Annotated in this window: 15 protein-coding genes, 1 tRNA gene and 1 pseudogene; 10 read left to right on the forward strand and 7 right to left on the reverse strand. The window is 39.2% G+C overall.

The genetic code is table 11. From position 1 onward, the window contains the following. The first annotated feature begins 154 nt into the window (after positions 1–154). The 6 genes and pseudogenes from FIU21_RS10955 to FIU21_RS10980 all read left to right on the forward strand — a co-directional run bounded on the left by FIU21_RS10955 (position 155) and on the right by FIU21_RS10980 (position 10988). Positions 155–3580 carry a helicase-related protein gene (locus tag FIU21_RS10955; protein WP_231291366.1) on the forward strand — a complete coding sequence of 1142 codons (3426 nt, stop codon included), beginning with the start codon at positions 155–157 and terminating at the stop codon, positions 3578–3580. A 3-nt stretch (positions 3581–3583) separates the two neighbouring features. Then, a complete protein-coding gene (locus tag FIU21_RS10960) occupies positions 3584–6868 on the forward strand; it encodes an Eco57I restriction-modification methylase domain-containing protein (RefSeq protein ID WP_004360958.1) in 3285 nt (1094 codons plus the stop codon). Between the two features lie 15 nt (positions 6869–6883). Continuing rightward, positions 6884–7537, forward strand: coding sequence for a DUF4145 domain-containing protein (locus tag FIU21_RS10965; RefSeq protein WP_004360959.1), 654 nt, complete (start codon positions 6884–6886; stop codon positions 7535–7537). A 3-nt stretch (positions 7538–7540) separates the two neighbouring features. Next, positions 7541–9295 carry an RNA/DNA-binding domain-containing protein gene (locus FIU21_RS10970; protein ID WP_004360960.1) on the forward strand — a complete coding sequence of 585 codons (1755 nt, stop codon included), beginning with the start codon at positions 7541–7543 and terminating at the stop codon, positions 9293–9295. Positions 9296–9481: 186 nt separating this feature from the next. Continuing rightward, a pseudogene (locus FIU21_RS10975) lies at positions 9482–10527 on the forward strand (virulence RhuM family protein). Further along, positions 10524–10988: a DNA-processing protein DprA gene (locus FIU21_RS10980; RefSeq protein ID WP_004360962.1), complete on the forward strand. Its 465-nt coding sequence runs from the start codon at positions 10524–10526 to the stop codon at positions 10986–10988. Before FIU21_RS10975 ends, FIU21_RS10980 begins: the two are co-directional and overlap by 4 nt. Before the next feature lie 361 nt (positions 10989–11349). On the opposite strand, the gene FIU21_RS10985 is transcribed toward FIU21_RS10980, so the two are convergent. Further along, positions 11350–11431, reverse strand: a tRNA-Leu gene (locus tag FIU21_RS10985). A gap of 187 nt (positions 11432–11618) precedes the next feature. Between FIU21_RS10985 and FIU21_RS10990 the strand changes: the two genes are divergently transcribed. Continuing rightward, positions 11619–12710 carry a mannose-1-phosphate guanylyltransferase gene (locus FIU21_RS10990; RefSeq protein ID WP_004360963.1) on the forward strand — a complete coding sequence of 364 codons (1092 nt, stop codon included), beginning with the start codon at positions 11619–11621 and terminating at the stop codon, positions 12708–12710. Between the two features lie 69 nt (positions 12711–12779). On the opposite strand, the gene FIU21_RS10995 is transcribed toward FIU21_RS10990, so the two are convergent. The 6 genes from FIU21_RS10995 to FIU21_RS11020 all read right to left on the reverse strand — a co-directional run bounded on the left by FIU21_RS10995 (position 12780) and on the right by FIU21_RS11020 (position 18062). After that, on the reverse strand, positions 12780–13457 hold the full coding sequence (locus FIU21_RS10995) for a hypothetical protein (RefSeq protein ID WP_004360964.1): 678 nt from the start codon (positions 13455–13457) through the stop codon (positions 12780–12782). Between the two features lie 84 nt (positions 13458–13541). Then, positions 13542–13940 carry an HIT family protein gene (locus FIU21_RS11000; protein ID WP_004360965.1) on the reverse strand — a complete coding sequence of 133 codons (399 nt, stop codon included), beginning with the start codon at positions 13938–13940 and terminating at the stop codon, positions 13542–13544. A gap of 21 nt (positions 13941–13961) precedes the next feature. Further along, positions 13962–14432: a transcription elongation factor GreA gene (gene greA, locus FIU21_RS11005; protein ID WP_004360966.1), complete on the reverse strand. Its 471-nt coding sequence runs from the start codon at positions 14430–14432 to the stop codon at positions 13962–13964. A 934-nt stretch (positions 14433–15366) separates the two neighbouring features. Next, the gene (gene pdxT, locus FIU21_RS11010; protein WP_004360967.1) at positions 15367–15954 is read right to left on the reverse strand and encodes a pyridoxal 5'-phosphate synthase glutaminase subunit PdxT; all 588 of its coding nucleotides are present in this window, start codon (positions 15952–15954) and stop codon (positions 15367–15369) included. Further along, the gene (gene pdxS / locus FIU21_RS11015; protein ID WP_004360968.1) at positions 15951–16823 is read right to left on the reverse strand and encodes a pyridoxal 5'-phosphate synthase lyase subunit PdxS; all 873 of its coding nucleotides are present in this window, start codon (positions 16821–16823) and stop codon (positions 15951–15953) included. The genes pdxT and pdxS overlap by 4 nt, the downstream gene beginning before the upstream one ends. A 261-nt stretch (positions 16824–17084) precedes the next feature. After that, complete coding sequence (locus FIU21_RS11020; protein ID WP_004360969.1) at positions 17085–18062, reverse strand: bifunctional hydroxymethylpyrimidine kinase/phosphomethylpyrimidine kinase; 978 nt, start codon at positions 18060–18062, stop codon at positions 17085–17087. A gap of 820 nt (positions 18063–18882) precedes the next feature. Between FIU21_RS11020 and FIU21_RS11025 the strand changes: the two genes are divergently transcribed. From FIU21_RS11025 to FIU21_RS11035, 3 genes are all read left to right on the forward strand, one after another. Then, positions 18883–21348, forward strand: coding sequence for a TonB-dependent receptor (locus FIU21_RS11025; RefSeq protein WP_036886687.1), 2466 nt, complete (start codon positions 18883–18885; stop codon positions 21346–21348). Between the two features lie 703 nt (positions 21349–22051). Continuing rightward, positions 22052–23050: an SPFH domain-containing protein gene (locus tag FIU21_RS11030; protein ID WP_004360971.1), complete on the forward strand. Its 999-nt coding sequence runs from the start codon at positions 22052–22054 to the stop codon at positions 23048–23050. Continuing rightward, the gene (locus FIU21_RS11035; RefSeq protein ID WP_081445996.1) at positions 23047–23382 is read left to right on the forward strand and encodes a transporter; all 336 of its coding nucleotides are present in this window, start codon (positions 23047–23049) and stop codon (positions 23380–23382) included. Before FIU21_RS11030 ends, FIU21_RS11035 begins: the two co-directional genes overlap by 4 nt. The last annotated feature ends 5 nt before the right edge of the window (positions 23383–23387 follow it).

The following is a 23387-nucleotide window of genomic DNA, read 5'->3' on the forward strand; positions in this document are numbered from 1 at the left end:
TCATCATACTATGGAATTGCCTAAACAAACTACAACTTAAAGAATCATCCCCCTCATACTCTACTCCTTTCCCGAAAAGAATTTAAACTGAAGATATTATTTTTGATTATAAACAAACAATTTTTCACATATAACACATATAGTTTAAGAAATAATGAGTAATTTTATAGCGTCAAATATCATCAAACAACAAGACATCTATATGGCACGCATATACGATAATATAAAAACAAAATTTACAGAAGGGCTACAAGGTATCATTACCAATGTTGGAGTAAAACGAGTAGACTTCTGCGTAGGATACTTCAACCTACGCGGTTGGAATCTTGTCGTTGACCAAATGGATACACTTACAGGTGACTATGTTTATGAGAATGATAAACATACATTTCGTAAATGTAGGTTATTAATAGGTATGCATCGCCCAACAGAGGAATTAATACGTCAATTGTATACAGACCAACCTTTGCCAGATGCAAATTATGTCAGTCAATGTAAATTGGAAATTGCCCGTGATTTTAGACGCCAATTACAATTAGGCTTCCCTACAAAACAGGATGAGTTTACACTTCGACGTCTTTCTGCACAAATGAAAGAGGAAAAAGTATGTGTTAAATTATATCTACGCGAACCACTTCATGCAAAGCTATATCTTGCTTATCGCCCTGACGATAATTTTAACAAGATTCAAGCTATAATGGGTAGTAGTAACCTCACTTATTCAGGATTAACCAAACAAGGAGAGTTGAATGCTGAATTTGGAGATAGTGATAGTGCTGAAAAATTAGCATATTGGTTTGATGAACGTTGGGAAGATAAGTTTTGTCTCGACATAACTAAAGAGTTAATAGAAATTATTGATAATAGCTGGGCTGGTGATAAAGACATTTCACCTTACTACATCTATCTCAAAACAGCATATCACTTAAGTGAAGAAGCACGTTCGGGAATTAAAGAGTTTACGATTCCTGCAGAATTTAAGAATTGCCTTTTTGACTTTCAACAGACAGCTGTTAAGATTGCAGCCCGCCATCTTAACAATGAGAAACGCGGTGGAGCAATGATAGGAGATGTCGTTGGATTAGGAAAAACCATAACAGCGTGTGCTATTGCAAAGATGTATGAAAACACCTTTGGTAGTAATACGTTGATTATTTGTCCTGCCAACTTACAAGATATGTGGGAAAAATACCGCAAGCAATATGACATGAAGGCTGACATTATGTCCATGGCAAAACCCATCGACGTTGATAATGCTCGCTATTACAAGCTTATTATTGTGGATGAAAGTCATAACCTACGTAACAGCCAAGGTGTACGCTACCGTAATATAAAAGACCTCATTCAGAAACAAGATTGTAAGGTATTACTATTGACTGCAACTCCTTACAATAAACAATACAAAGACCTTAGCAGTCAGCTACGCCTCTTTATCGATGACGATACAGACTTAGGCATTCGACCTGAAGCTTATATTCGCTCTATCGGGGGTGAGCGGAAATTTGCAGAAAAGCACGAAGACTTTATTAGAAGTATCAAAGCGTTTGAACGTAGCGAATTTCAAGAAGATTGGCAAGAGCTGATGAAACTTTTTTTAATTCGCCGTACACGTACATTCATTAAAGAGAATTATGCTAAAACAGATTCTAAGAATGGACGGAAATATCTGGAATTCAAAGACGGACATAAGTCTTATTTCCCAGACCGTATTCCTAAGGCTATCAAGTTTCAGACTACAGAAGGCGACCAATATAGTCGGCTCTATTCAGAGGAAATGGTATCTCTTATGGAATCACTAAAATTACCTCGTTATGGTCTGATACATTATTTAGATGAAAAGAAAGCAGAAACAGCTTCTAAATATGAAGGCAACTTGATTGATAATCTTTCACGCGCAGGTGAACGAATGATGGGTTTCTGTAAGAGCACCTTCTTCAAACGTGTGGATAGCAGTGGTTATGCTTTCCTATTGACTCTGTATCGCCATATCCTACGCAATGCAGTGTATCTCTATGCCATTGACAATAAACTAAAATTGCCTGTTAGTGACGAGAATACATTCCCTGAGGATTTTATTGAAGATGCCGATATCAACAAAATTACTGCCGATTCAGATGATAATAAAGAGTTTCTTTCAAATAAAAGTCTTCTGACTATTCCTAAAAAAATGAAGGACTACATGGAAAGAGCTGAAACATATTACAATAGTCTGATAGGAAAGAACAATGTACAATGGATTGACTCTAAATACTTCAAACGCACACTAAAACAAGGGTTAAAAAAGGACTGTGACCAACTCATTGCAATGATTAATCTATGTGATGATTGGAATCCACAGACTGACCAGAAACTCAACGAATTAGAAAAGCTATTAAGTAATACTCACAAAGATGATAAAATAATCATATTCACTCAATACTCTGACACTGCTGTGTATGTGTACAAGCAGCTACAAAAGAGAGGAATCAAGTATATTGAGAAAGTAACCGGTGATACGAAGAATCCAACCGCTATTGTCGAACGCTTTTCACCAATCAGTAACAGAGCAGATATAACAAAAGAGAACGAACTACGCATACTGATAGCAACTGACGTGTTGAGTGAAGGACAGAATCTCCAAGATGCTCATATCATCATCAACTATGATTTACCATGGGCTATCATTCGACTCATCCAACGTGCAGGACGTGTTGACCGTATTGACCAGAGTTCTGAGCAAATCTATTGTTATTCTTTCTTCCCTGCCGACAAAGTAGAGGAAATTATTCGCTTACGCACACGCCTTAACGAACGAATTAACGAAAATGCAGGTATCGTAGGTAGTGACGAGGTCTTCTTTGAAGGCAACGAACAGAACCTACGTGATATGTATAATGAGAATAGTAGTAGCTTAGACGAAGATGAAGATGATATAGAGGTCGACCTTGGCTCACAAGCTTATCAGATATGGAAAAATGCAACTGATGCCAACCCTGACTTAAAACGTATTATTCCAGCTATACCAAACATCGCTTATTCTACAAAGGCTGCAAATAATATAAACGAGGATGGTGTTATTACCTACGCCCGCACTTATAATGACTTTGACGTACTTACGTGGTATAATTCCAAAGGAGATATTGTTAGTCAGTCGCAAAAGCGTATCCTACAAACAATGGCATGCACCATTAAAGAGCCTTGTCTACCTGCACAGAATGTTCATCTGTCATTGGTTGAGAAAGCGGTAAAAAGTATTAAGAACGAGAACACTAATGTTGGAGGTATCCTTGGTAGTCGATTCAGCACTAAGCGTAAAATCTATGAGTTGCTAAATCACTATTATGAGCAGCCTTTAAATCTTTTTAATACACAAGAGAAGAAAGATATATTAAAGTTTGCTATCGACCAAGTATACAACTACCCGTTATTGGAAAACTCTAAATTCATCCTTGGTAGAATGATGCGTACAGGCAATACACATGACGATATTGTCGATACAGTCATTGAAATGTATGAGAATGCAAACCTTTGTCGTGTAGACGAAGATAAAATTAAACATAAAGATCCTGTTATCATCTGTTCCATGGGACTAAAATCCTAAAAAATGAAAAGAAATATTTTTAATCAGTATATAACTGTATCAGACTTTAAAGGATTGTTCGTCAGCGAAATGCTTTGGAACAATCCTACAGGTGCCACACAATTACCTGAGATAAATATAGACAACACAACCTTTCACATAGAGCAGATTGCTGAACGAAAGGGCTTTCAAATCTTGCATTGCCACGTCGAACAAATACCATCATCTGCCATCTGCAAGAAGATTGACCATAAAATTCGCAAAAATGCAGAGAACTATATTTGTATCTTCATACTGCCAGAAACGCTCCATCATCTATGGGTAGCTCCTGTAAAGAAAGTGGAGAAAAGAGACGTTGTCTTAGTTGAATATGACTCTCTTGACAAGGCAGCTTTCCTGTTTGAAAAGATAGAAAGCCTCTCGTTCTCGCTTGATGATAACCTTACAATCCTCGACATCATAGAAAAGGTACAGTCTGCCTTCCTCATTAATTCAGAGAAAATAACAAAAGACTTCTATGCTGGATTTAAAAAAGAGCATAGCAACTTTGCTAAATTTATTACTGGCATTGATGACCATATTGATGAAAAGGAGAATAAGAATAAACAGTGGTATGCTTCTGTCATGCTCAACCGATTGATGTTCTGCTACTTCATTCAGAAGAAAGAGTTTCTCGATGGCGACGTGAATTATCTGCGTCATAAATTAGAGTGGACTCGCAATCAGGAAGGAGAAGACCGCTTCTTTAATAAATTCTATAAGGGCTTCCTTGTCAATCTTTTCCACGATGGACTTAACACTCCTAAACACAATCATGAATTTGAAAAGATTTATGGACGCATCCCTTATCTGAATGGCGGAATGTTTGATGTGCACCAAATAGAAAGAGAATATGCTAATTTAGATATTGCTGATGAGGCTTTTATCAGTCTCTTCGACTTCTTTGATAAATGGCATTGGCATTTAGACGATCGTATGACAGCCTCTGGACGTGATATCAATCCTGATGTCTTAGGATATATTTTTGAACAATATATCAACGATCGTGCTCAAATGGGAGCTTACTACACAAAGGAGGATATTACTGAATATATCGGGCGTAACACTATTGTTCCATACCTAATGGACGCTGTGAAACGTAAAGACGAAAAGCATTTCCGTGCAAACAGCGAACTATGGCTGTATCTGAAAGAGAGCGGTGATAAGTATATCTTCGATGCTATGAAGAAAGGAGTTGACCAAACTATTCCTGAGGAAATAGCAACAGGACTTGACACCACAAAGCCGAACCTTCTGGAACGTCGTTGCCATTGGAACGAGCGCACACCTGAAGCATTTGCTCTGCCTACAGAGATTTGGCGTGAGACCATTGAGCGACTACAACGTTACAACAACATTAAAGAGAAAATTGTAAAGGGAGAAATCACTAACGTCAATGACTTTATCACTTACAACCTCAACATACGGCAGTTTGTAACTGATTATCTTGCAAACACACAAGATCATCTGTTTGTAAAGCATTTCTATCATGCATTGCAGCATGTTACAATACTCGACCCTACCTGCGGATCGGGGGCTTTCCTCTTTGCTGCGCTCAACATCCTTGAGCCGCTCTATGAGGTATGTATCAATCGTATGCAGGAATTCAATGCAAAGAACCCTCTACTCTTCAAACGAGAGCTACAGGAGATTGAACATAAATATCGTTCTAACATACAATACTTCATCTATAAGAGCATCATTCTCCGCAATCTCTATGGTGTCGACATTATGGTCGAAGCGACAGAGATAGCCAAGCTACGTTTGTTCCTAAAGATGGTAGCAGTAGTTGAAGTAGACAAACATGACCCAAATTTAGGACTCGACCCACTACCAGATATTGACTTCAATATTCGCTGTGGCAATACGCTTGTGGGCTATGCAACGCAAGAGGAATTAGAACGCGACTTGATAGAAGGAGATATGTTTGCCCGTAAAGAGTTTAAGGCAAAAGTAAACGATGAGATGGATAAGGTGTCACGTACCTACGAAATCTTTAAGAATGTTCAGCTCCATCAAGCTGAAGATATGGCAGCCTTTAAGAAAGCAAAGAGTGAACTATATCAACGCCTTAACACGCTTAACGACTTATTAAACCACAAGATGTATGGTGCAGTAGAATCAACCAAGGGTTATGACGCTTGGTACCAAACTCACCAACCTTTCCACTGGCTTGCTGAATTCTACGAAATTATCAATGAACACGGAGGATTCGACGTGATTATTGGTAATCCTCCGTATGTGGAGTACAATAAAAAAGTTAAAGGAGTAGCTGTATCTGACCTTTACAAATTAGTTGGATACAAAACTCTTTCATGCGGAAACTTATATGCTTATGTACTTGAGCGGTCTAAAAATATAATGAGGCAAGAAGGCTACATCAGTATGATTGTTCCATTGAGTGGGCACAGCACAGAGCGAATGGCTCCACTTGTAACGAATTTCTATGAGAAATTCCGTTTGCATCTGCACTTAAACTTAAGTGCAGATGCAAACCCTCAAAAACTTTTTGAGGGTGTGAAGTTCCGTTTGGTTATATTTACTGCAACCAATAATGGAGTTGGGAAATATTCAACCAAATATACACGTTGGTTGGCTGATGAACGCAAGAACCTTTTTAACGCTTTAGTACGTTATAACAGCATTGAAGATTATACTTATCAAAATATTATTCCAAAAATAGCAAGTCCGCTATTTATCAGCATTGCAAGAAAGATAAAGGAAGAAAAGGCGCAATATTTTGTTGGTATTGGGAATGAGCAGTGCTTGTATCATAATGCCCCCGTAAACTGGATTCGTTCACATACTTTTGTTCCTTACTTTTGCAGTGATAGGGATGGCGAAGGTATAACAACGCAACTTAAATCTGTATCATTTGATAATACAAAACAAGTAAAAGTAGGAAGTTGTATTTTGAATAGTTCACTATTCTTTATATGGTGGATTACTAATTCTGATTGCTATCATCTCAACAAACCTGAAATTGTTAATTTTAGATACCAATATGACAAAGGTATTGAAAAAGAAATATGCTCTGTTGCTGATAGGTTAGCAATAGACATGAAAAAGAAATGCATACGACGCATATATAATTACAAAACAACGGGACGAGTTGAATATGATGAGTTCTATATGAAGCTCTCTAAACCTATCATAGACGAAATAGATAAGTTCCTTGCCCGTCATTATGATTTTACAGAGGAAGAGTTAGATTTCATCATCAACTACGACATTAAATATCGTATGGGTGATGAATTAAATGAAGAATAACTAATACAAAGGAATATGAATCAGAAATATGTAACTCCGGCACGTGATAAGGACGCATTTACGTGTCCGCATTGTCATACGCTATCTTTAATGAAATTTAGATGGCATAGACATGATGAAGATGTTCATTTTGTTACTCAAAGAGTGGGATATGGTGAATATTTGAACCAACTTTTCATTGCAAGATGTGTGAACTGTGGAAAGAAGATAATCTGGATAAATGATGATTACATTTATCCAGACATCGTTGCAGAGGATCCTAACGTTGATATGCCAGAAAGCGTGAAACAGCTATATAACGAAGCAGGAACGATTTACAATAAGTCTCCAAGGGCAGCCTGCGCACTATTGCGATTGGCAATAGACAGATTGTGTAATGAATTGGGAGAAACAGATCGGGATATAAATAAAAATATAGGTATCCTTGTTAAGAAAGGGCTACCACAAGCAGTTCAGCAAGCGTTAGACGTTGTACGCGTTGTAGGTAACAAGGCTGTCCACCCGGGTGTTATTTCATTTGATGTTGATGATAAAGGAACAGCAACCATGCTTATGCACCTTCTGAATATCATTACCGAGCGCATGATTACCGAACCAAAAGAGATAGAGTCCTTATACGAAGGACTCCCCGAAACGGTGAAAGAATCCATAACTAAAAGAGATAAGTAAATTATGAGTAAACTCACAATAGAACACTTGAAAACTCTGAGAGAGTCTGAAGATAAGGTTGAATTTAAGCGGGCTGCACAAGGCAATTTCGCTTATGATGGTGGCTCTAAACCCAATCCTAAGGACAGAAGAAAGTGTATCTTAGGTTATGTTACTGCTCTTTGTAATGAAGGTGGTGGATATTTAGTGCTTGGAATGGAAGATGCCTATCCACATCAGGTGGTGGGTACAAAACAGAATAAAGGGGCTATTGGAGAATTGGAAAGCTATATTTATAGAGATACATCAATCCGCCCGAGTATTTATGAACTCTATGAAGATGAAACTACGAAGGAAGGACGTGTATTAGTGATAGATGTTCCAGGACGACCTATCGGAAAGCTTTTTAGATTTGAAGATGTCCCATTGATGCGAGTCGGAGAAGAATTGAAGCCTATGTCTGATGAGGAAATCTTTAAGATTCTACAGGAACAAGAACCAGACTTTTCTTCCGAGATATGTAGCACGGTTTCCATTAATGATTTGGATACAGAAGCGATTCGGATTCTGAAACAGAAGTATGCAACAAAACAGAAAAATCCTAATTTCTTAACACTACCTGACGAGCAGGTCTTAAGTGACTTGCAACTTATGAAAGAAGGTAAAGTTACTTATGCAGCATTGATTCTTGTTGGCAAACGAGAGAAACTCATTGAATTATTACCCCAGGCCTCCGTAATATTGGAATATCGTAAATCCGAGAACTTGGTTCCATATGACAATAGGTATACTTACAGTGAACCATTCTATAAAATGATAGACATGCTATGGCATGATATTAATTTGAGGAATGACAAGATTGATGTGAATGATAATTCCTATATATTCAATATTCCCTTCTTTAATGAAGATGTGATTCGTGAAGCCATTAATAATGCTATTGCTCATAGAGACTACAGGCGTACAAGCGAAACTGTAATTAAGCAATACCCACAAAAATTAATTGTAATGAATGCTGGAGGTTTCCCTTTAGGTGTAAGTATTGATAATTTATTAAGAGTTCAAAGTACTCCAAGAAACAGACTATTGGCAGACGTGTTAGAAAAAACAGGTATTGTGGAACGATCGGGGCAAGGTATAGATAAAATATTTAAGAACACATTGTCAGAAGGAAAAGATAGCCCAGATTATTCTCATAGTGACTCTTTTCGAGTGGAGTTACATCTTTCAGCGGTCATCAAGGATAAGGCTTTTGCTATGTTTTTAGAATCGGAACAAAGAGATTTAGCAGAAGAAGATAGACTATCCGTTTTTGACGTGATATCCTTAAATGAAGTAAGACAAGGAAAATCGCAGAGTGTTGAAAAAGATAGTATAGAGAAATTATTAAGTTGCGGACTAATAGAGAAACGTGGCAGGACAAGAGGTACATACTATATTTTATCTAAAAGCTATTACGAATTTAGCGGTCAAGAAGGAGAATACAGCCAAAAAGACGACTGGGGAATAAATCAAGTAATGTCGGTAATCATGCCTCACCTTACAAAGTTTGGTAAAGCCAAAATGAAGGACTTTGCAAAGTTATTAGATGGTCATCTGACACGTCGTCAAGTAAGGACTGTTATTGATAAATTAGTTGCTTATCAACTCTTAATCAAAGAAGGAGAGGGGGCTTCTACCACATATAAGATAGCAGAAAAATATATTAAAAACTCAGCTTTGGTTGCTCGTGCCTTTGATTTAGGAATAAAAGAAATGAAAAAACGCGGGGAGATATGATAAGTAAAATGTCCAAAAGTGGTCCAATCTTCTACTTTATTTTGTCATTTACGAAGTGTTTTTTTTTATAACTTGTTGGCAATAAATTGGTTATAAATGTCCAAGAATGGTAATAGAAAATCCAACACTCCTATTTAATGAAGGTAAAGTGTTTACTGAGAGGAACAATAATTTAATAAAAGAATAATGGAAGCAGACAACAACGACAATATGCTCATCTACCAGTCGGCAGATGGAAATATAAAGATAGATGTTCGGTTTGAAAAGGAAACCGTGTGGCTGTCGTTAGACCAGATGGCAACACTCTTCGGGCGTGATAAATCTACTATCTCACGACATGTGAAGAATGTGTTCGAAGAGGGAGAGTTATCTCCAGAAGCAACTGTTGCAAATTTTGCAACAGTTCAAGCGGAAGGAAATAGGGAGGTTACCAGAAATATAGATTATTATAACCTTGATGTTATCATTTCGGTGGGCTACAGAGTGAAGTCACAGCAAGGCACGCAGTTCCGCATTTGGGCTACTCAGCGACTAAAGGAATATATCATCAAAGGCTTTGCACTAAACGATGAGCGATTCAAAACCGGTTCATCTTACAATTATTTCAAAGAACTCTTAGACCGCATTAGTGACATACGCCTTTCTGAGAAGGTTTTTTATCAGCAGATAAAGGATATATACAAAACAAGTTTCGACTATAACCCATCTGCTGAAATGACATTGGCTTTCTTCAAGGAAATACAAAACAAACTACTCTGGGCTGTCAGTGGAAAGACTGCTGCCGAGCTTATCTATTATCGTGCCAATGCTTCACTGCCTATGATGGGACTTACTTCTACGGAAAAGAAGGAAAAGTTACCAAGGATGATGTCTTGATTGGTAAGAACTACCTGAATGAGAAAGAGATTAGTCAACTAAAACTTATCGTAGAACAGTTCCTTGCCTATGCTGAGGCACAGGCATTAGCGGAAAAACCAATGTTCATGCGCGACTGGATACAGAAACTGCGACTTGTACTCACCATGAATGAGAAGAATATTCTTGAACACGCAGGTAAGATTTCTCACAAGGTGGCTGTAGATAAAGCTACAAAAGAATATGTTGCTTACAAAGAACAACAACGGCAAATAGAACACTTTGATAGTATTAAACAACTCGATCAAGACCTAAAGCGTATTGCACCACGAAAGAGCAATAAAACGAAAAAAGACGACAGAGAGAATAATCGATGATAGTCACCACAGAATATATTGGCAATCAGGAACTGCTGAAACTACAAAAGACAGCTTTCCTCGCATCAAGCAATATCGCTACCGAAACGGTGTTGCAAGTATATGATTGGGCTACGGAAATGCGTAGTCGGGGAGACTGTATCATCAGTGGCTTTAATAGTAAATTAGAACAAGATGTTCTGCATTTCTTATTAAAAGGAAGTCAACCCATCATTCTCGTAATAGCGAGAAGGATGTATAAAACGATTCCTACACATCTACAAACAGCCTTGAAGCAAAACCGTCTGTTAATTATCTCTATCAGTAATTCTACTCGACAATCAAAGGCAACAGCATTGGAAAGGAATAAATATATTTGTCACCTTGCAGAAAAGATTTTATTTGCTGGCGTAACAGAGCAAAGCAGCCTTTACGCACTTCAAAATACAGAAAATAATAAAGCGAAACTCATTACGCTATAGATTCTGTCTGCCAAAGAGAAAATGTCTATCAGTAAACATTGATTACATAAAATAGAATTCTTCCGTTAAAAGCTTAGACTTTCTTCGTATAGATTTAACCCAATGAGAGTATAAACATAAGTTCCTGTCACTACTGTCACTACCTAAAGAGCCACAAGTTATTCATTATCAAAGCCTTTACAAACAATGTTAAAATGACAGGAAATAAATTTTAAACTTAATAGTATGATTAAAGATAAAAGTGAGTTCTGAATAAAGTTTTGAGTGAGTTCTGATTTTATCCATTAATCGCAAAGTACACTTTAAGTACCCCTAAAAAGAAAAATCCCTTGCAAATCATCGATTCACAAGGGATTTGTTGTACCCAGACCCGGGCTCGAACCGGGATGGGTTGCCCCACTGGTGTTTGAGACCAGCGCGTCTACCTATTCCGCCATCTGGGCATGGCTGTTGTTTGAACAACGAGTGCAAAGGTAGAGAGAAAATCTGGATTTGGCAAATTTTTGAGGAATTATTTAATGACAATACTTTGAATAATGCATATTTGTAGTATTTTACAATAAAAGATTTGGAGGTATGAGTTATAAAAGGTATCTTTGGAGAAACAAATTCGGTTAGCTTAAATAGATAATGACTACGAAACAGAACAACTATTGCGTAATTCTTGCCGGTGGCAAGGGACGAAGACTATGGCCCTGCAGTAGAGATAAGTATCCAAAGCAATTTATAGACTTCTTTGGTGTGGGTCGTACTCAGCTTCAACAAACATTTGACCGCTTTGCAAATATTCTTCCAAAAGAGAACATTTATATTAATACCAGCTGCGATTATCTTGACCTTGTCAGAGAGCAGTTGCCTGAAGTGGCAGCCGATCATATCATGGCTGAACCAATCCACAGAAACACTGCACCAAGTGTTGCATGGGCAGTGCATCGTATTATGATGTTCGACCCTAAAGCTAACATTATAATATCTCCTTCTGATCATAACATTGTTAATGACGAGGCTTTCTTCCGTAATATCAAAGAGGGATTATCGTTCGTTGAGAAGAATGATGCTATACTGACTATGGGAGTTAGCCCTACCCGACCAGAACCTGGATACGGATATATACAGAAGGGCGTCTACACTGGTAATGGTGATATATATAAGGTACAAGCCTTTACTGAAAAGCCAGACCGAGAATTTGCACAAATGTTCATGGATAGTAAGGAGTGGTGTTGGAATACAGGACTCTTCCTCTCTAACGTCAATTACCTTCGTCAAAGCCTCTATGGCTTCCTTCCTTCTGTTTTACGTGAAGGTGAAATGGGCAGTAAGATAACAACGATAGAAGACGAAGAAGCTTTCATACATGATAATTTCCCACGCTATCCTAACATTTCATTAGATTATGGCATCTTAGAGAAGTCGGAGAATGTTTATGTGATGAGGTGCGACTTTGGTTGGGCAGACCTTGGAACGTGGCATGGAGTCTATGAGTCACTAAGCAAGCGAGATGGCGACAATGTTGTCATAGACTCTGATGTTATCCTTGAAGATGCAGCTAATAATATTATAAAGCTCTCCAAAGGCAAATTAGGTGTCATCAACGGACTTGATGGCTATATCATTGCAGAAAAGGACAATGTATTACTTATCTGTAAGAAAGAAGATTCTTCTGCATTGGTAAGGAAATATGTGAATGAAGTACAGATAAAGAAGGGAGAAGAGTTTGTATAAATAAAAACCTCCCCCAACCCCTCCTAAGGAGGGGAGTAGCAAGTTTGGGTAAAGGTGGGTAGTTATTCATCATTCAGCAACAAGTGTTGTTGAATAATACTGATTTTCTTTATACACCGCACTGTCTACAACATACATTCCAAAATAACCTTTATGCAGATAGATATCACAAGCGGTCTTATCTTTCCAGTCATAATCGAACCCACTACTAATCACGACATTTCGATTCATGTTGGGAAGATAAAAGCTATAACAAAAAACACTATTGCTCCTTGACACTCTTCTAACTTTCCCTGTGAATATAGCCCTCTGATTTATCGTTTCCTTTTCTCCGTAAGAAGAGTTGGGATAAAGAATGGTAAAGAACAAAATTCCTAAGATAAAATAAGAAGGGAGCAAATTGAAGACCATTAACAAGAAGAAGTTAAAAATCCGATTCGAATCATTTCTCAAACTTTTTTTTGATATAAATACTATAACACTTAGAATTACATTCAAAACAAACCAAATTGTTATATAATTTATCTCCCCACTATCAAAAGGAAGCATAGTGTTGTCGTAAAGTTTATTACCTTTCTTAATAAGGAGAAAAGCTACAACAAGGATAGCAGTGAACAAGAGACAACCCAATACTATTCCCGTCCACATGCTTACACGTTCTTTCCTACCAAAGAAGGTAAATCTCTCCCAGCGGAGCTTGTCATTAATCAACCAATCTGACCAATTATCATCTTTCGTTTCCTTCATAGAGTTTCTTTATAAGCAAAAACGGAGATATATTCCTTATGATATATCTCCGCTCTGTTCGTTTTCTGTGTCAGCAGCTATCACTTAATCCAATTCCTGGAAAGCCTTGAAAATCTTTTCAGCAATCTCCTTCTGCTCCTCAGCATCAACCGGTACGTGATGTTTGAAATCAACATCAGCCTCACTGTTCATTGGCAAGAGATGAATATGTGCATGGTTAACCTCTAATCCCAAGACGACCTGAGCTACCTTCTTACATGGAAAGACTGCCTTTATTGCACGTGCAACCTTCTTTGCAAAAACCTCAAAGGCTGCAAGTTCCTCATCTTCCATATCAAAGATGTAGTCAACTTCCTTACGAGGAATGACAAGTGTATGTCCCTTTGTTACTGGATCAATGTCGAGAAAAGCATAGAACTGTTCGTTCTCTGCACACTTGTAGCTGGGTATCTCACCCGCTGCAATCTTACTGAATATTGTCATACAAACCTCCTTGTTTTATAGTTATGCATCAATTGAAATCTTATCAATGCGCAGAGTGATAGTACCACGAGGGATAGTGATTTCAACCTCATCGCCCACCTTCTTATTCAACAAGCCCTGTGCAATAGGAGTCTTGATTGAAATCTTATTCTGCTTCAGGTTAGCCTCTGTCTCACTAACAATCGTATACTTCATCTTAGCATTTGTCTTTACGTTTGTCATCTCAACAGTAGACATAATCTGTACAGCATCAGTGCTCAAACGTGACACATCAACAATCTTTGCTTGTGCCACGGTCATCTTCAATTCAGCAATACGTGCTTCAAGATGACGCTGTGCCTCCTTAGCAGCATCATACTCAGAATTCTCACTCAAGTCGCCCTTATCGGCAGCTTCGGCAATAGCAGCAGATGCCTTGGGACGTTCAACAGATTCTAAATACTGCAAATCGGCTACGAGTTTGTCGTAACCTTCCTGTGACATATAAGCCATAATATCTTGTTTTAAAAATTAATCGTTTTTCAATAGACATAAAAAAGATAGAATTCCAACATCAATCTCACTGAATGTCGGAATCCCATATCCTTAAACGTCTTAATCCTCTTATTTTTTGCAAAGATAGGCTTAAAAAATGACATAACAAAGTTTTAACGGATAAAAATGCTTTTTTATAAGCTATATTTCAACTTTTCTTTCAGACTTTAGTCTTTCTTTCAGGTTATATTCAACTTTCTTTATATAAATCCTCTTTACATTACATCCGCTATTGCCAAACAAGTAATGAACTGGTTATGTCAACTATCTCGACTCTGGAGAAACCATTAACCCAAACTGGTCATTAAAGGTTAAACTATCATTTTGTCATATAAATTACTTGATATAAATCAATAACACATCATATACTAAAAAAAGACATTGAAAAAGTTGCAAATATAAAAAATACTCTTTATCTTTGCAACGTGTTTTTCATAGTATTAGATTTAAGGTTAACAAAGGTTGGACTACAGCGGTAGTCCTTTTTTTATGTCTTTAAGTCTGGTACCACAAACATTTTATCGGTAAATACTGGCTTACAGAACTTATCAATATTAACCGATAAGCATACTCCCAACAAGCTACATATTCTTATCTTATTATAAGAATAACAACCAGTAAAACCCTATTCAACCATACCCAACAACACTTTTAACATCCAACACATCTCGTGCTGGTGCTTAGCACCTATTGTGCGGAGGGTAAGCACCAATGGTGCAGAGCTCTTAACACATTGTAAGATGTAGCCAAGCTGAGAACAACTTATTGTTAGCTAAGAGCTATGATATTAACTCTTTAGAAGATAACAAAAACATATATAGGCTGCTACAGACACCAATGAGCATCTGTAACAGCCTATATTCATTATTTAGTTGTACTTTCCTTTAAGGTATCATCTACCCTTCACCATTTCCAAGAAGTATTCATGCACACGCATATCACTATCCAATTCTGGATGAAAGGCAGTAACAAGTTGGTTTCCTTGGCGAGCAGCTACGATATGACCTTCAACCTCTGAAAGGGTTTCTACCTCATCAGCAGACTCCTTTATATAAGGTGCACGGATGAAAGTCATTGGGATATCGCCATCAACCCCCTTAAAAGGAGCCTCCGTATGGAAACTACCCAACTGACGACCATAGGCGTTACGAGCAGCTGTCATACGCATTGTGCCCAATCGGGGAGGAACTGGAGCAGACGGACTATTCCCCTCTACCTCACGAGCAAGGAGTATTAAACCCGCACAAGTACCAAAGACCGGCAATCCTGCTTCGATAGCTTCACGGATAGGATCAAGCAAACTGAGGTCACGAAGGAGCTTTCCTTGCGTGGTACTCTCACCACCTGGGATTATCAAACCATCTTTCTCCTGTTGCCAATCCTCCAATCGGCGCACCTCAAAGCAATCAATCCCCAGTTTACGGAGCATCATTTCATGCTCTAAGAATGCTCCCTGCAGGGCAAGAACGGCAATTCTCATTGTCCACGCTCAGCCATGAGCACTTCAATTTCATGCTCGTTGATACCAACCATAGCCTCACCCAAGTCTTCTGACAATGCTGCCAACTCCTTAGGGTTATTATAGTTTGTAACTGCCTTAACGATAGCTGCAGCACGCTTAGCTGGGTCACCACTCTTGAAGATACCAGAACCAACAAACACACCCTCAGCACCTAACTGCATCATCAACGCAGCATCAGCAGGAGTTGCCACACCACCCGCAGCGAAATTCACTACAGGAAGCTTACCATTCTCATGTACATACTTCACGAGGTCGTATGGAGCCTGCAACTGCTTAGCAGCCTCAAAGAGTTCGTCCTCACGCTTACTAACGAGTTCACGAATCTGACTCTGCATCAAACGCATATGGCTAACAGCCTGCACAACATCACCTGTACCAGGCTCACCCTTCGTACGAATCATCGTTGCACCCTCTGCAATACGGCGCAATGCTTCGCTCAAATTACGTGCACCACAAACGAATGGCACTTCAAATTGTGTTTTGTCAATATGATAGATATTATCAGCAGGAGATAGAACTTCACTTTCATCAATGTAATCAATCTCAATCGCCTGCAAAATCTGAGCTTCAGCGATATGACCAATACGGCACTTTGCCATTACAGGAATCGTCACAGCCTCCTGAATGCCTTTAATCATCTTTGGGTCACTCATGCGCGAAACGCCACCAGCAGCACGAATATCAGCTGGGATACGTTCCAATGCCATTACAGCACAAGCACCTGCAGCCTCAGCGATACGCGCCTGCTCTGGTGTTGTTACGTCCATGATTACACCGCCCTTTAACATCTGAGCGAGGTTGCGGTTTAGTTCTTGTCTATTTGCCATATTACTTTAATTTTTTAGATTTCTACCATGTTTCACTCACGAATGAGTGTACATGAAGATGTTATATGTGTTAGTTTATATTAGAAATTCCTTTTAAAACGATGAGAAAAGCGTAAGAACAAAAGCGTTTAATATTGCCCCCTACTTTATCCCATTAGGCTCTCCCCTACCTGATGTTGCAACCATGGGGAATTATAGAGTTGTCCCCTACTTTATCCCGTTAGGCTCTCCCCTCCTTTGGAGGGGCTGGGGGAGGTCCCCCTACGACCTTCGCCACTCACTCGGAGTCTGTCCCATCTGCTTCTTAAAGAACTTAGAGAACTGAGCTTGTGAGGCAAAACCATGCTCATATCCAATCTCTTGAATGGTCTTCTGTGTCGTTCGAAGCTGACAGGCAAGTGCCTCTGCCAATGTATGATCAATGATACATTTGGGAGATTTACCAGATATTCTATGCGCCACCTGCGACAGATAACGTGGAGAAACATTCAGACAGTCAGCATAAAAGGCAACATCACGATTCGTATGATAATGCAACTGAACAGCTTCTAAGAATTCATTATACAGCTGACTACTCCGTCCACTGATATCACTCTTCCTTGCTACAAGCGTTCTGACATACTCCCGAGCATGTTGTAACGCTTCATTCATCGGCTCTTCTTGGCTAAGATAGACCGCAAGCGCTGATGAAAAGCTATTGGCAAGACCATGCTGTAAAGGATCGTCCAACACAAATGAGCGTACAGTTCGACGTCCTTCTCCTATCAACGAAGAACAATCAAAGATTCTTTCAGCCTCTCCTTCACGCAGAATGACAAGCGAACAAAGTGGCAGCAAACGACAACGTATCTGTGTTATCACGTCATCTGTCATCAATCTGTCACCATTACTTGCCGTCACAATTGGGTCATATATAATATGGTGAGGACGATACTTCAACAGTGCATCCACCACGACAGCCAAGGTCTCTATGGTTCTAATCATTCCCACCTTTACCGTGTCAGGCTGCATATCATTGATAATCGCCTCAATCTGTCCTCTAACAATCTCCGCAGGAAGGTCATAGAACGCCTGAATGCCCAAGGTATTCTGCACCGTGACAGACGTTACAGCCGACACAGCATAGCCTCCTAAGGTTGCTATCGTTCTGATATCAGCCTGCACACCAGAGCCACCAGTGCTATCTGAACCTGTTATTGTGAGAATTGTCTTCAACAGTTTAGGTTTATTGTTTTGCATACAAAGTAAATTGAAAATATTGAAACCTGCAAGAGTTATTCCTAAATTGACAAGAAAAACTACATTTCTGACTTTTATTAGGCTTATCTGTCTGATTAACCTTATTAGCCTCACAGCAATCAAAAAGCTTATAGACTCACCTACATCAAAGGAATCTATCTACCCTATTATCACCCACTTTCAATGAAAACCTTTTCATTTTAAGACTTCGAAAACATGTAGACAAGGAATTGAAAAATCATTACATAATTTCAATTAAAACATCTATAACTAACGGCAAAAACACATATAAGAAGCAGGTTTGCAACCAACAGTAAGTCAATTAGTTATAAAACGGTGTAAGAAAAGGTGCTTAATTGGACTTCAAAAGGGCGTTAATAAGGGTCTTAAAGGGCACCTTTTGCAAGCCAAAAGGGCGTCTTTTAGAAGCCCAAAGAGCATGTATTGGTTTTGAACTACACGAAAATAGTTTACAAACTTCAAGTAATAAGGGAATAAGTTGTTTGTGAAGACAGATAGACTTCGTACCTAATGACATTTATCATGTAGTTTATTCCCCTTTATAAAACCATCTTATTGGAGCTAATTATACCGGTGTTGGGTGATGGTTGTTGGGTGTTGAGGGATGGTTATTGGGTGTTGAGCCTTTATAAAACAATCTTATTGGAGGAAATCATACCATGTATGTGGATGAATCTCATTCTATAAACAATCTACGTATTTAACGGAAGAACCTTCACAATACCTACTATTCGGTATTGACACGTTTATAAAAATAACATAACTTTGCAAAGTTATTTACAAACCATATAATAACATAATGAAGAAATATTTACTTATCTTGACCGCCATGTTATGCTCTCTTGTATCCATGGCACAAAACACCGACGCAATGCTCTTCGGTGATGTGAAGGCAAAAGAAGGTGGAAAACACCTTTCTCATGCTGTAATCCAAGTAAAAGGTACAAACCTTAAAACTCAATGCGATGCTTCGGGTCACTTTAAATTAAGTAATCTTCCTGTAGGAAAGCAAGTTATCATAGCTACACTCGCTGGTTATCAGCAGCAGGAAAAAGAGGTAGACATGGTTAATAATAAAGGTTCTGAAGTCTACTTTGAACTGGAAAAAGACCCATTAGAGTTAAGCCAGGTCGTTGTAACTGGTACTCGTACCAGCCACTTTGTAAAGGATGTACCTATCCGTACAGAGGTTCTTACATCACAAGCTATCACCAAGAAGAATGCCCAGAACTTATACGAAGCACTTGAAGGTGTACCAGGCATCCGCGTAGAACAGCAGTGCCAGTTCTGTAATTTCTCTGAAGTACGTATGCAAGGCTTGGGTGCTGAGCACACACAGGTACTTATTGATGGTGAGCCTATCTACTCTGGTCTTGCTGGTGTTTACGGTTTGCAGCAGATTGGAACCAATGACATCGACCGCCTTGAGGTGGTTAAGGGTGCAGGTTCTGCCCTCTATGGAAGTAGTGCCGTTGCTGGTGCTATCAATATTATCTCAAAGGAACCAACCTTTGAGCCATCTGTTAATGGTGACATTCAGTTCGGAAACTTTGGCTTCAAGAGCTATAAGGGTTCTGGTTCTATGCGTTATAACAACATTGGTCTGAGTGTATTCGCACAGCGTACACAGATGGATGCTATCGACCGCACACAGAATGGTCTTACACGTAAGGAAGTAAAGAACAAGGATGGTATCTCTGACCGTGTAGATGAGACGGTGAACAACCTTGGATTCAGTCTTTACTTCTACCAGCCTTTTGCTAAGAACGATAAACTCGTACTGCGTGGTAAGGCAATTGATGAGCATCGTTTCGGTGGTGTCATGACAAATGATCAATACCTGAACCCATACACTGACGGTACAGAAGACATCCGCACCAACCGTCTTTCAGCTGACCTTGCTTACACCTTGCCTATCGGTAAGCACTCAGAATTAAACCTCACAACAGCTTATGTATATCATAAGCGTCAGGCAACAAACGATACCTTCCTCCATGACTACATGGATTCTCACAAGGATCCAGCACATCCAGACCAAGATGGTGCGGAACCTGACGTTTCTATGATGCGTCCATACATTGCTAAGGAGAATACGGTGACACCATCGCTCACCTTCACTTCAATCCTTGGCAACCATACATTGCTTGGTGGTGTACAGGGTTATTTCACTCGTTTGCGTGAGACTGGACTCTATGTCATCTCTGCTGAGGACGAGAAGACAAGTCCTTACTATGGCGTTCCATACACTTCTATTGGTAAGAAGCATGCCAACGAACTTGGCTTCTTCGTACAGGATGAGTGGAACGTTACACCAAAGTTGACCGTTGTACCAGGTATCCGCATTGATTCTCATAGCTCTGGCGAAGAATACGCTACCAGCGTAAAGGTTTCAGACAGCGCCTTCCCAACAACAAAGTTCAGCAAAACAACAGTCAATCCACGTATTGCTATCAAATATGAATTGACTCCTTCACTCGTACTTCGTGCTAATGTAGGTACAGGTTTCCGTGCACCTTACGGATTCTCTGAGGACCTCCACCTCTGTAGTGGTTCACCACGTGTGTGGAAATCATCTAACCTCAAGGGTGAGCGTGCTATCAGCTACAACCTCTCAGCAGACTATTATGCTAAGAAGTATCAGTTCAGCATCAACATCTTCCGCACCAACTTGAAGGATAAGATTCAGTTCTCTCCTGCAGACGATGAGGTTAAGAAGTTCGGTTACTCTTACCAGTGGGAGAATGTTGACGATGCCTACGTACAAGGTGTAGAATTAGGTGCAAAGGCAAACCTCTTCCGCAACTTCAATGCTGGTATTAACTGGACCTTCAATCAAGGTAAGTTTAAGCACGAGCGTGCAGACTGGTCAGACCCTAACGATGAGACTGTAAAAGAGTTCCCACAGCGTTTGCAGTATGCTAAAGACAGTCGTAACATCTCTCGTTTCCCAGCAATGACTGGCGATATCGACCTCGATTATACCCCTGGCACTTGGACTTTCTCTCTCACAAGCTCATTGCAGGGAAGAATGTACATCGACTACAACTCTGAGGACGATGGTGCAACATCAAAGATTAAGAAGACTAACACCTTCATGATCTTCAACTGCCGTGCCGCAAAACGTTTCGGTACATGTACTGTTTATGCAGGTGCTAAGAACATCTTCAGCTATATTCAGGACGAGAAACACACAGACGACGCAGCCTTCATGTATGCTCCAGTATACGGTGCAACATGGTATGTAGGTCTCAGCGTTAAACTATAAGATACTCTCTGAATTATTTAATGGGTGGTTCAACATCCCATCCTTGACGTTCCTTTTTCTTTCTGGTAAGCGACACCAGCACTCTTCTCGGAACACAATGCTGTATGACATTATCAGAAGAAGCGAACGAACCATGCGGCTCCCGAATCTTTTATAAAGGTTTGGGAGCTGTTTTTCGTATTCATACAACATTCGTGGAATAGCATTTGAGGATATCTACCCCAAGAATAGTATATTGTATGAATGTCATGATAAGATAAATAGAATCAAGATATAAGATGATTGAATTGTATTCTTAAGATGTTAGAAGGCTTGTATATTCGTATTTTTTAACTCAAATCGCTCATTAGAGCCTAACCATATTTTGTTTTATTATCCAGCAGATTGTATGGTTTTGAGCGCAGGCGTAGCGAGTTACGTCAAGTTACAAAGACAGACAAGATGCCGATAAGAAAAGAAAAGATGTTAGGAAACAATACCATAGTAACAAAAACTACATATTTTATGGTCTTATAATGCATTTGGATTTAACTAAATATTATAATCGAATGAACTTTTTAGAACAAGATTAGAATCACCTTTTCCTACTATTTTTTTTGTTCTTTCCAATGCAAATCATTACATTTGCATATTAAAAGTAATCAAGGAAGACGTTACAACTTATTTCACAACAATTATTAAACGAATTTGAAAGGATAAAGCTATGGGATTAAAAGATATTTTCAAACGCCAACTGAGAACCGTCATAGAATGGAAAGAACAGAAGCCTAACCTATTATTTCATCAACTGGAAACCACAACAGATGAAATAAAGGACGCAAGTAAACTTATTGTAGCTCCAGGACAAGGCTGTATCATCGTATATGACGGAAAGGTAAAAGGGGTCCTTACTGAACCAAACATCTATGAAATGGAAACCTCAAATCATCCCTTTATCACATCACTACTCAACCTTGCACAGCAAACAGAGAGTGAACACAAGATGCGTTTCTATTTCTTTCGTACTACCAAAATGGTTAACATTCTATGGGGTACACCTTCACCAATAAAATACTTTGAACCAGAATATAAGCTCCCTATAACCCTTGGTGCCTGTGGTAACTTCTCTATTGTTATTTCCGACCCAGAGAAGATGTTCGTAACATTACTTGGACCTATCAGCGACTATTATAGTCAAGACGTACAAGAGCTTGTATCTTCACGCATCATGACACCACTGACCACTTTCCTTGCAGAGAAGGCTTATACCTATCGAGAAGTTGACACACATCTTATGGAGATGTCAGAAGACTTAAAGAACAAAACTGCAGAGGAACTGGAACGCTTAGGTTTAACGCTTACAGACTTCCGAATCAATTCTGTGACATTCGATGAAGACACCAGAGAGCGTATTGGTCGAATAGCTAACATGACAACAGAGAAACAAGCTGCAGCTGAAGTCGATCTTGATTATGTTAGTATGCAGAAACTTGACGCACTTCGTGATGCTGCACGCAATGAAGGAGGACTTGCTGGTGCAGGACTACAAATGGGTGCAGGACTACAGTTGGCACAGGATATCTTCAAGACACAAGGTAAAGAGAATAGCAGAGAAGGCGAAATAACAGACCGACTTAGAAAACTGAAAATCCTCTTTAACGAGCAACTCATCACAGAAGAAGAATACGAAAAGAAAAAGAACGAAATACTATCTAAATTATGAAAAAGGTAATTATTCCAGCATTAACCATACTCATCGTAAATATCATAGTAGGGCTTTTGCTGTCTTCATATCCATTGGCAAACATGCTGTTCACCAGCATTGCTATCCTTGTCAACACGCTCCTGACGGTCATACTCTTCCTGTTCTGCGCAGAAAGCACACACAGACTGAGTTTAGGATTTATCTTCACTCTCATTGGTATCATAGAGTACTTCAGCGGATTGATAGCTCCTGGACGCCTGACGGACAACTGGTGGGTAATCATGTTTGTTGTTTTGACAGCCATCCAAGCCATACTTGTCTTTCTATCACTATACTATAAAAAGAAATAATAACC

The organism is Prevotella melaninogenica, from assembly GCF_013267595.1.
Lineage (GTDB): Bacteria > Bacteroidota > Bacteroidia > Bacteroidales > Bacteroidaceae > Prevotella > Prevotella melaninogenica_D.

Excerpts from the sequence above, each read along its gene's own strand:
- FIU21_RS10965 (WP_004360959.1), top strand. The coding sequence starts at position 6,884 with ATGAATCAGAAATATGTAACTCCGGCACGTGATAAGGACGCATTTACG.
- greA (WP_004360966.1), bottom strand. The coding sequence starts at position 14,432 with ATGGCTTATATGTCACAGGAAGGTTACGACAAACTCGTAGCCGATTTG.
- FIU21_RS10995 (WP_004360964.1), bottom strand. The coding sequence starts at position 13,457 with ATGAAGGAAACGAAAGATGATAATTGGTCAGATTGGTTGATTAATGAC.
- FIU21_RS10970 (WP_004360960.1), top strand. The coding sequence starts at position 7,541 with ATGAGTAAACTCACAATAGAACACTTGAAAACTCTGAGAGAGTCTGAA.
- FIU21_RS10960 (WP_004360958.1), top strand. The coding sequence starts at position 3,584 with ATGAAAAGAAATATTTTTAATCAGTATATAACTGTATCAGACTTTAAA.
- FIU21_RS10990 (WP_004360963.1), top strand. The coding sequence starts at position 11,619 with ATGACTACGAAACAGAACAACTATTGCGTAATTCTTGCCGGTGGCAAG.
- FIU21_RS11035 (WP_081445996.1), top strand. The coding sequence starts at position 23,047 with ATGAAAAAGGTAATTATTCCAGCATTAACCATACTCATCGTAAATATC.
- FIU21_RS11030 (WP_004360971.1), top strand. The coding sequence starts at position 22,052 with ATGGGATTAAAAGATATTTTCAAACGCCAACTGAGAACCGTCATAGAA.
- FIU21_RS10980 (WP_004360962.1), top strand. The coding sequence starts at position 10,524 with ATGATAGTCACCACAGAATATATTGGCAATCAGGAACTGCTGAAACTA.
- FIU21_RS11020 (WP_004360969.1), bottom strand. The coding sequence starts at position 18,062 with ATGCAAAACAATAAACCTAAACTGTTGAAGACAATTCTCACAATAACA.
- FIU21_RS10955 (WP_231291366.1), top strand. The coding sequence starts at position 155 with ATGAGTAATTTTATAGCGTCAAATATCATCAAACAACAAGACATCTAT.
- FIU21_RS11000 (WP_004360965.1), bottom strand. The coding sequence starts at position 13,940 with ATGACAATATTCAGTAAGATTGCAGCGGGTGAGATACCCAGCTACAAG.
- FIU21_RS11025 (WP_036886687.1), top strand. The coding sequence starts at position 18,883 with ATGAAGAAATATTTACTTATCTTGACCGCCATGTTATGCTCTCTTGTA.
- pdxT (WP_004360967.1), bottom strand. The coding sequence starts at position 15,954 with ATGAGAATTGCCGTTCTTGCCCTGCAGGGAGCATTCTTAGAGCATGAA.
- pdxS (WP_004360968.1), bottom strand. The coding sequence starts at position 16,823 with ATGGCAAATAGACAAGAACTAAACCGCAACCTCGCTCAGATGTTAAAG.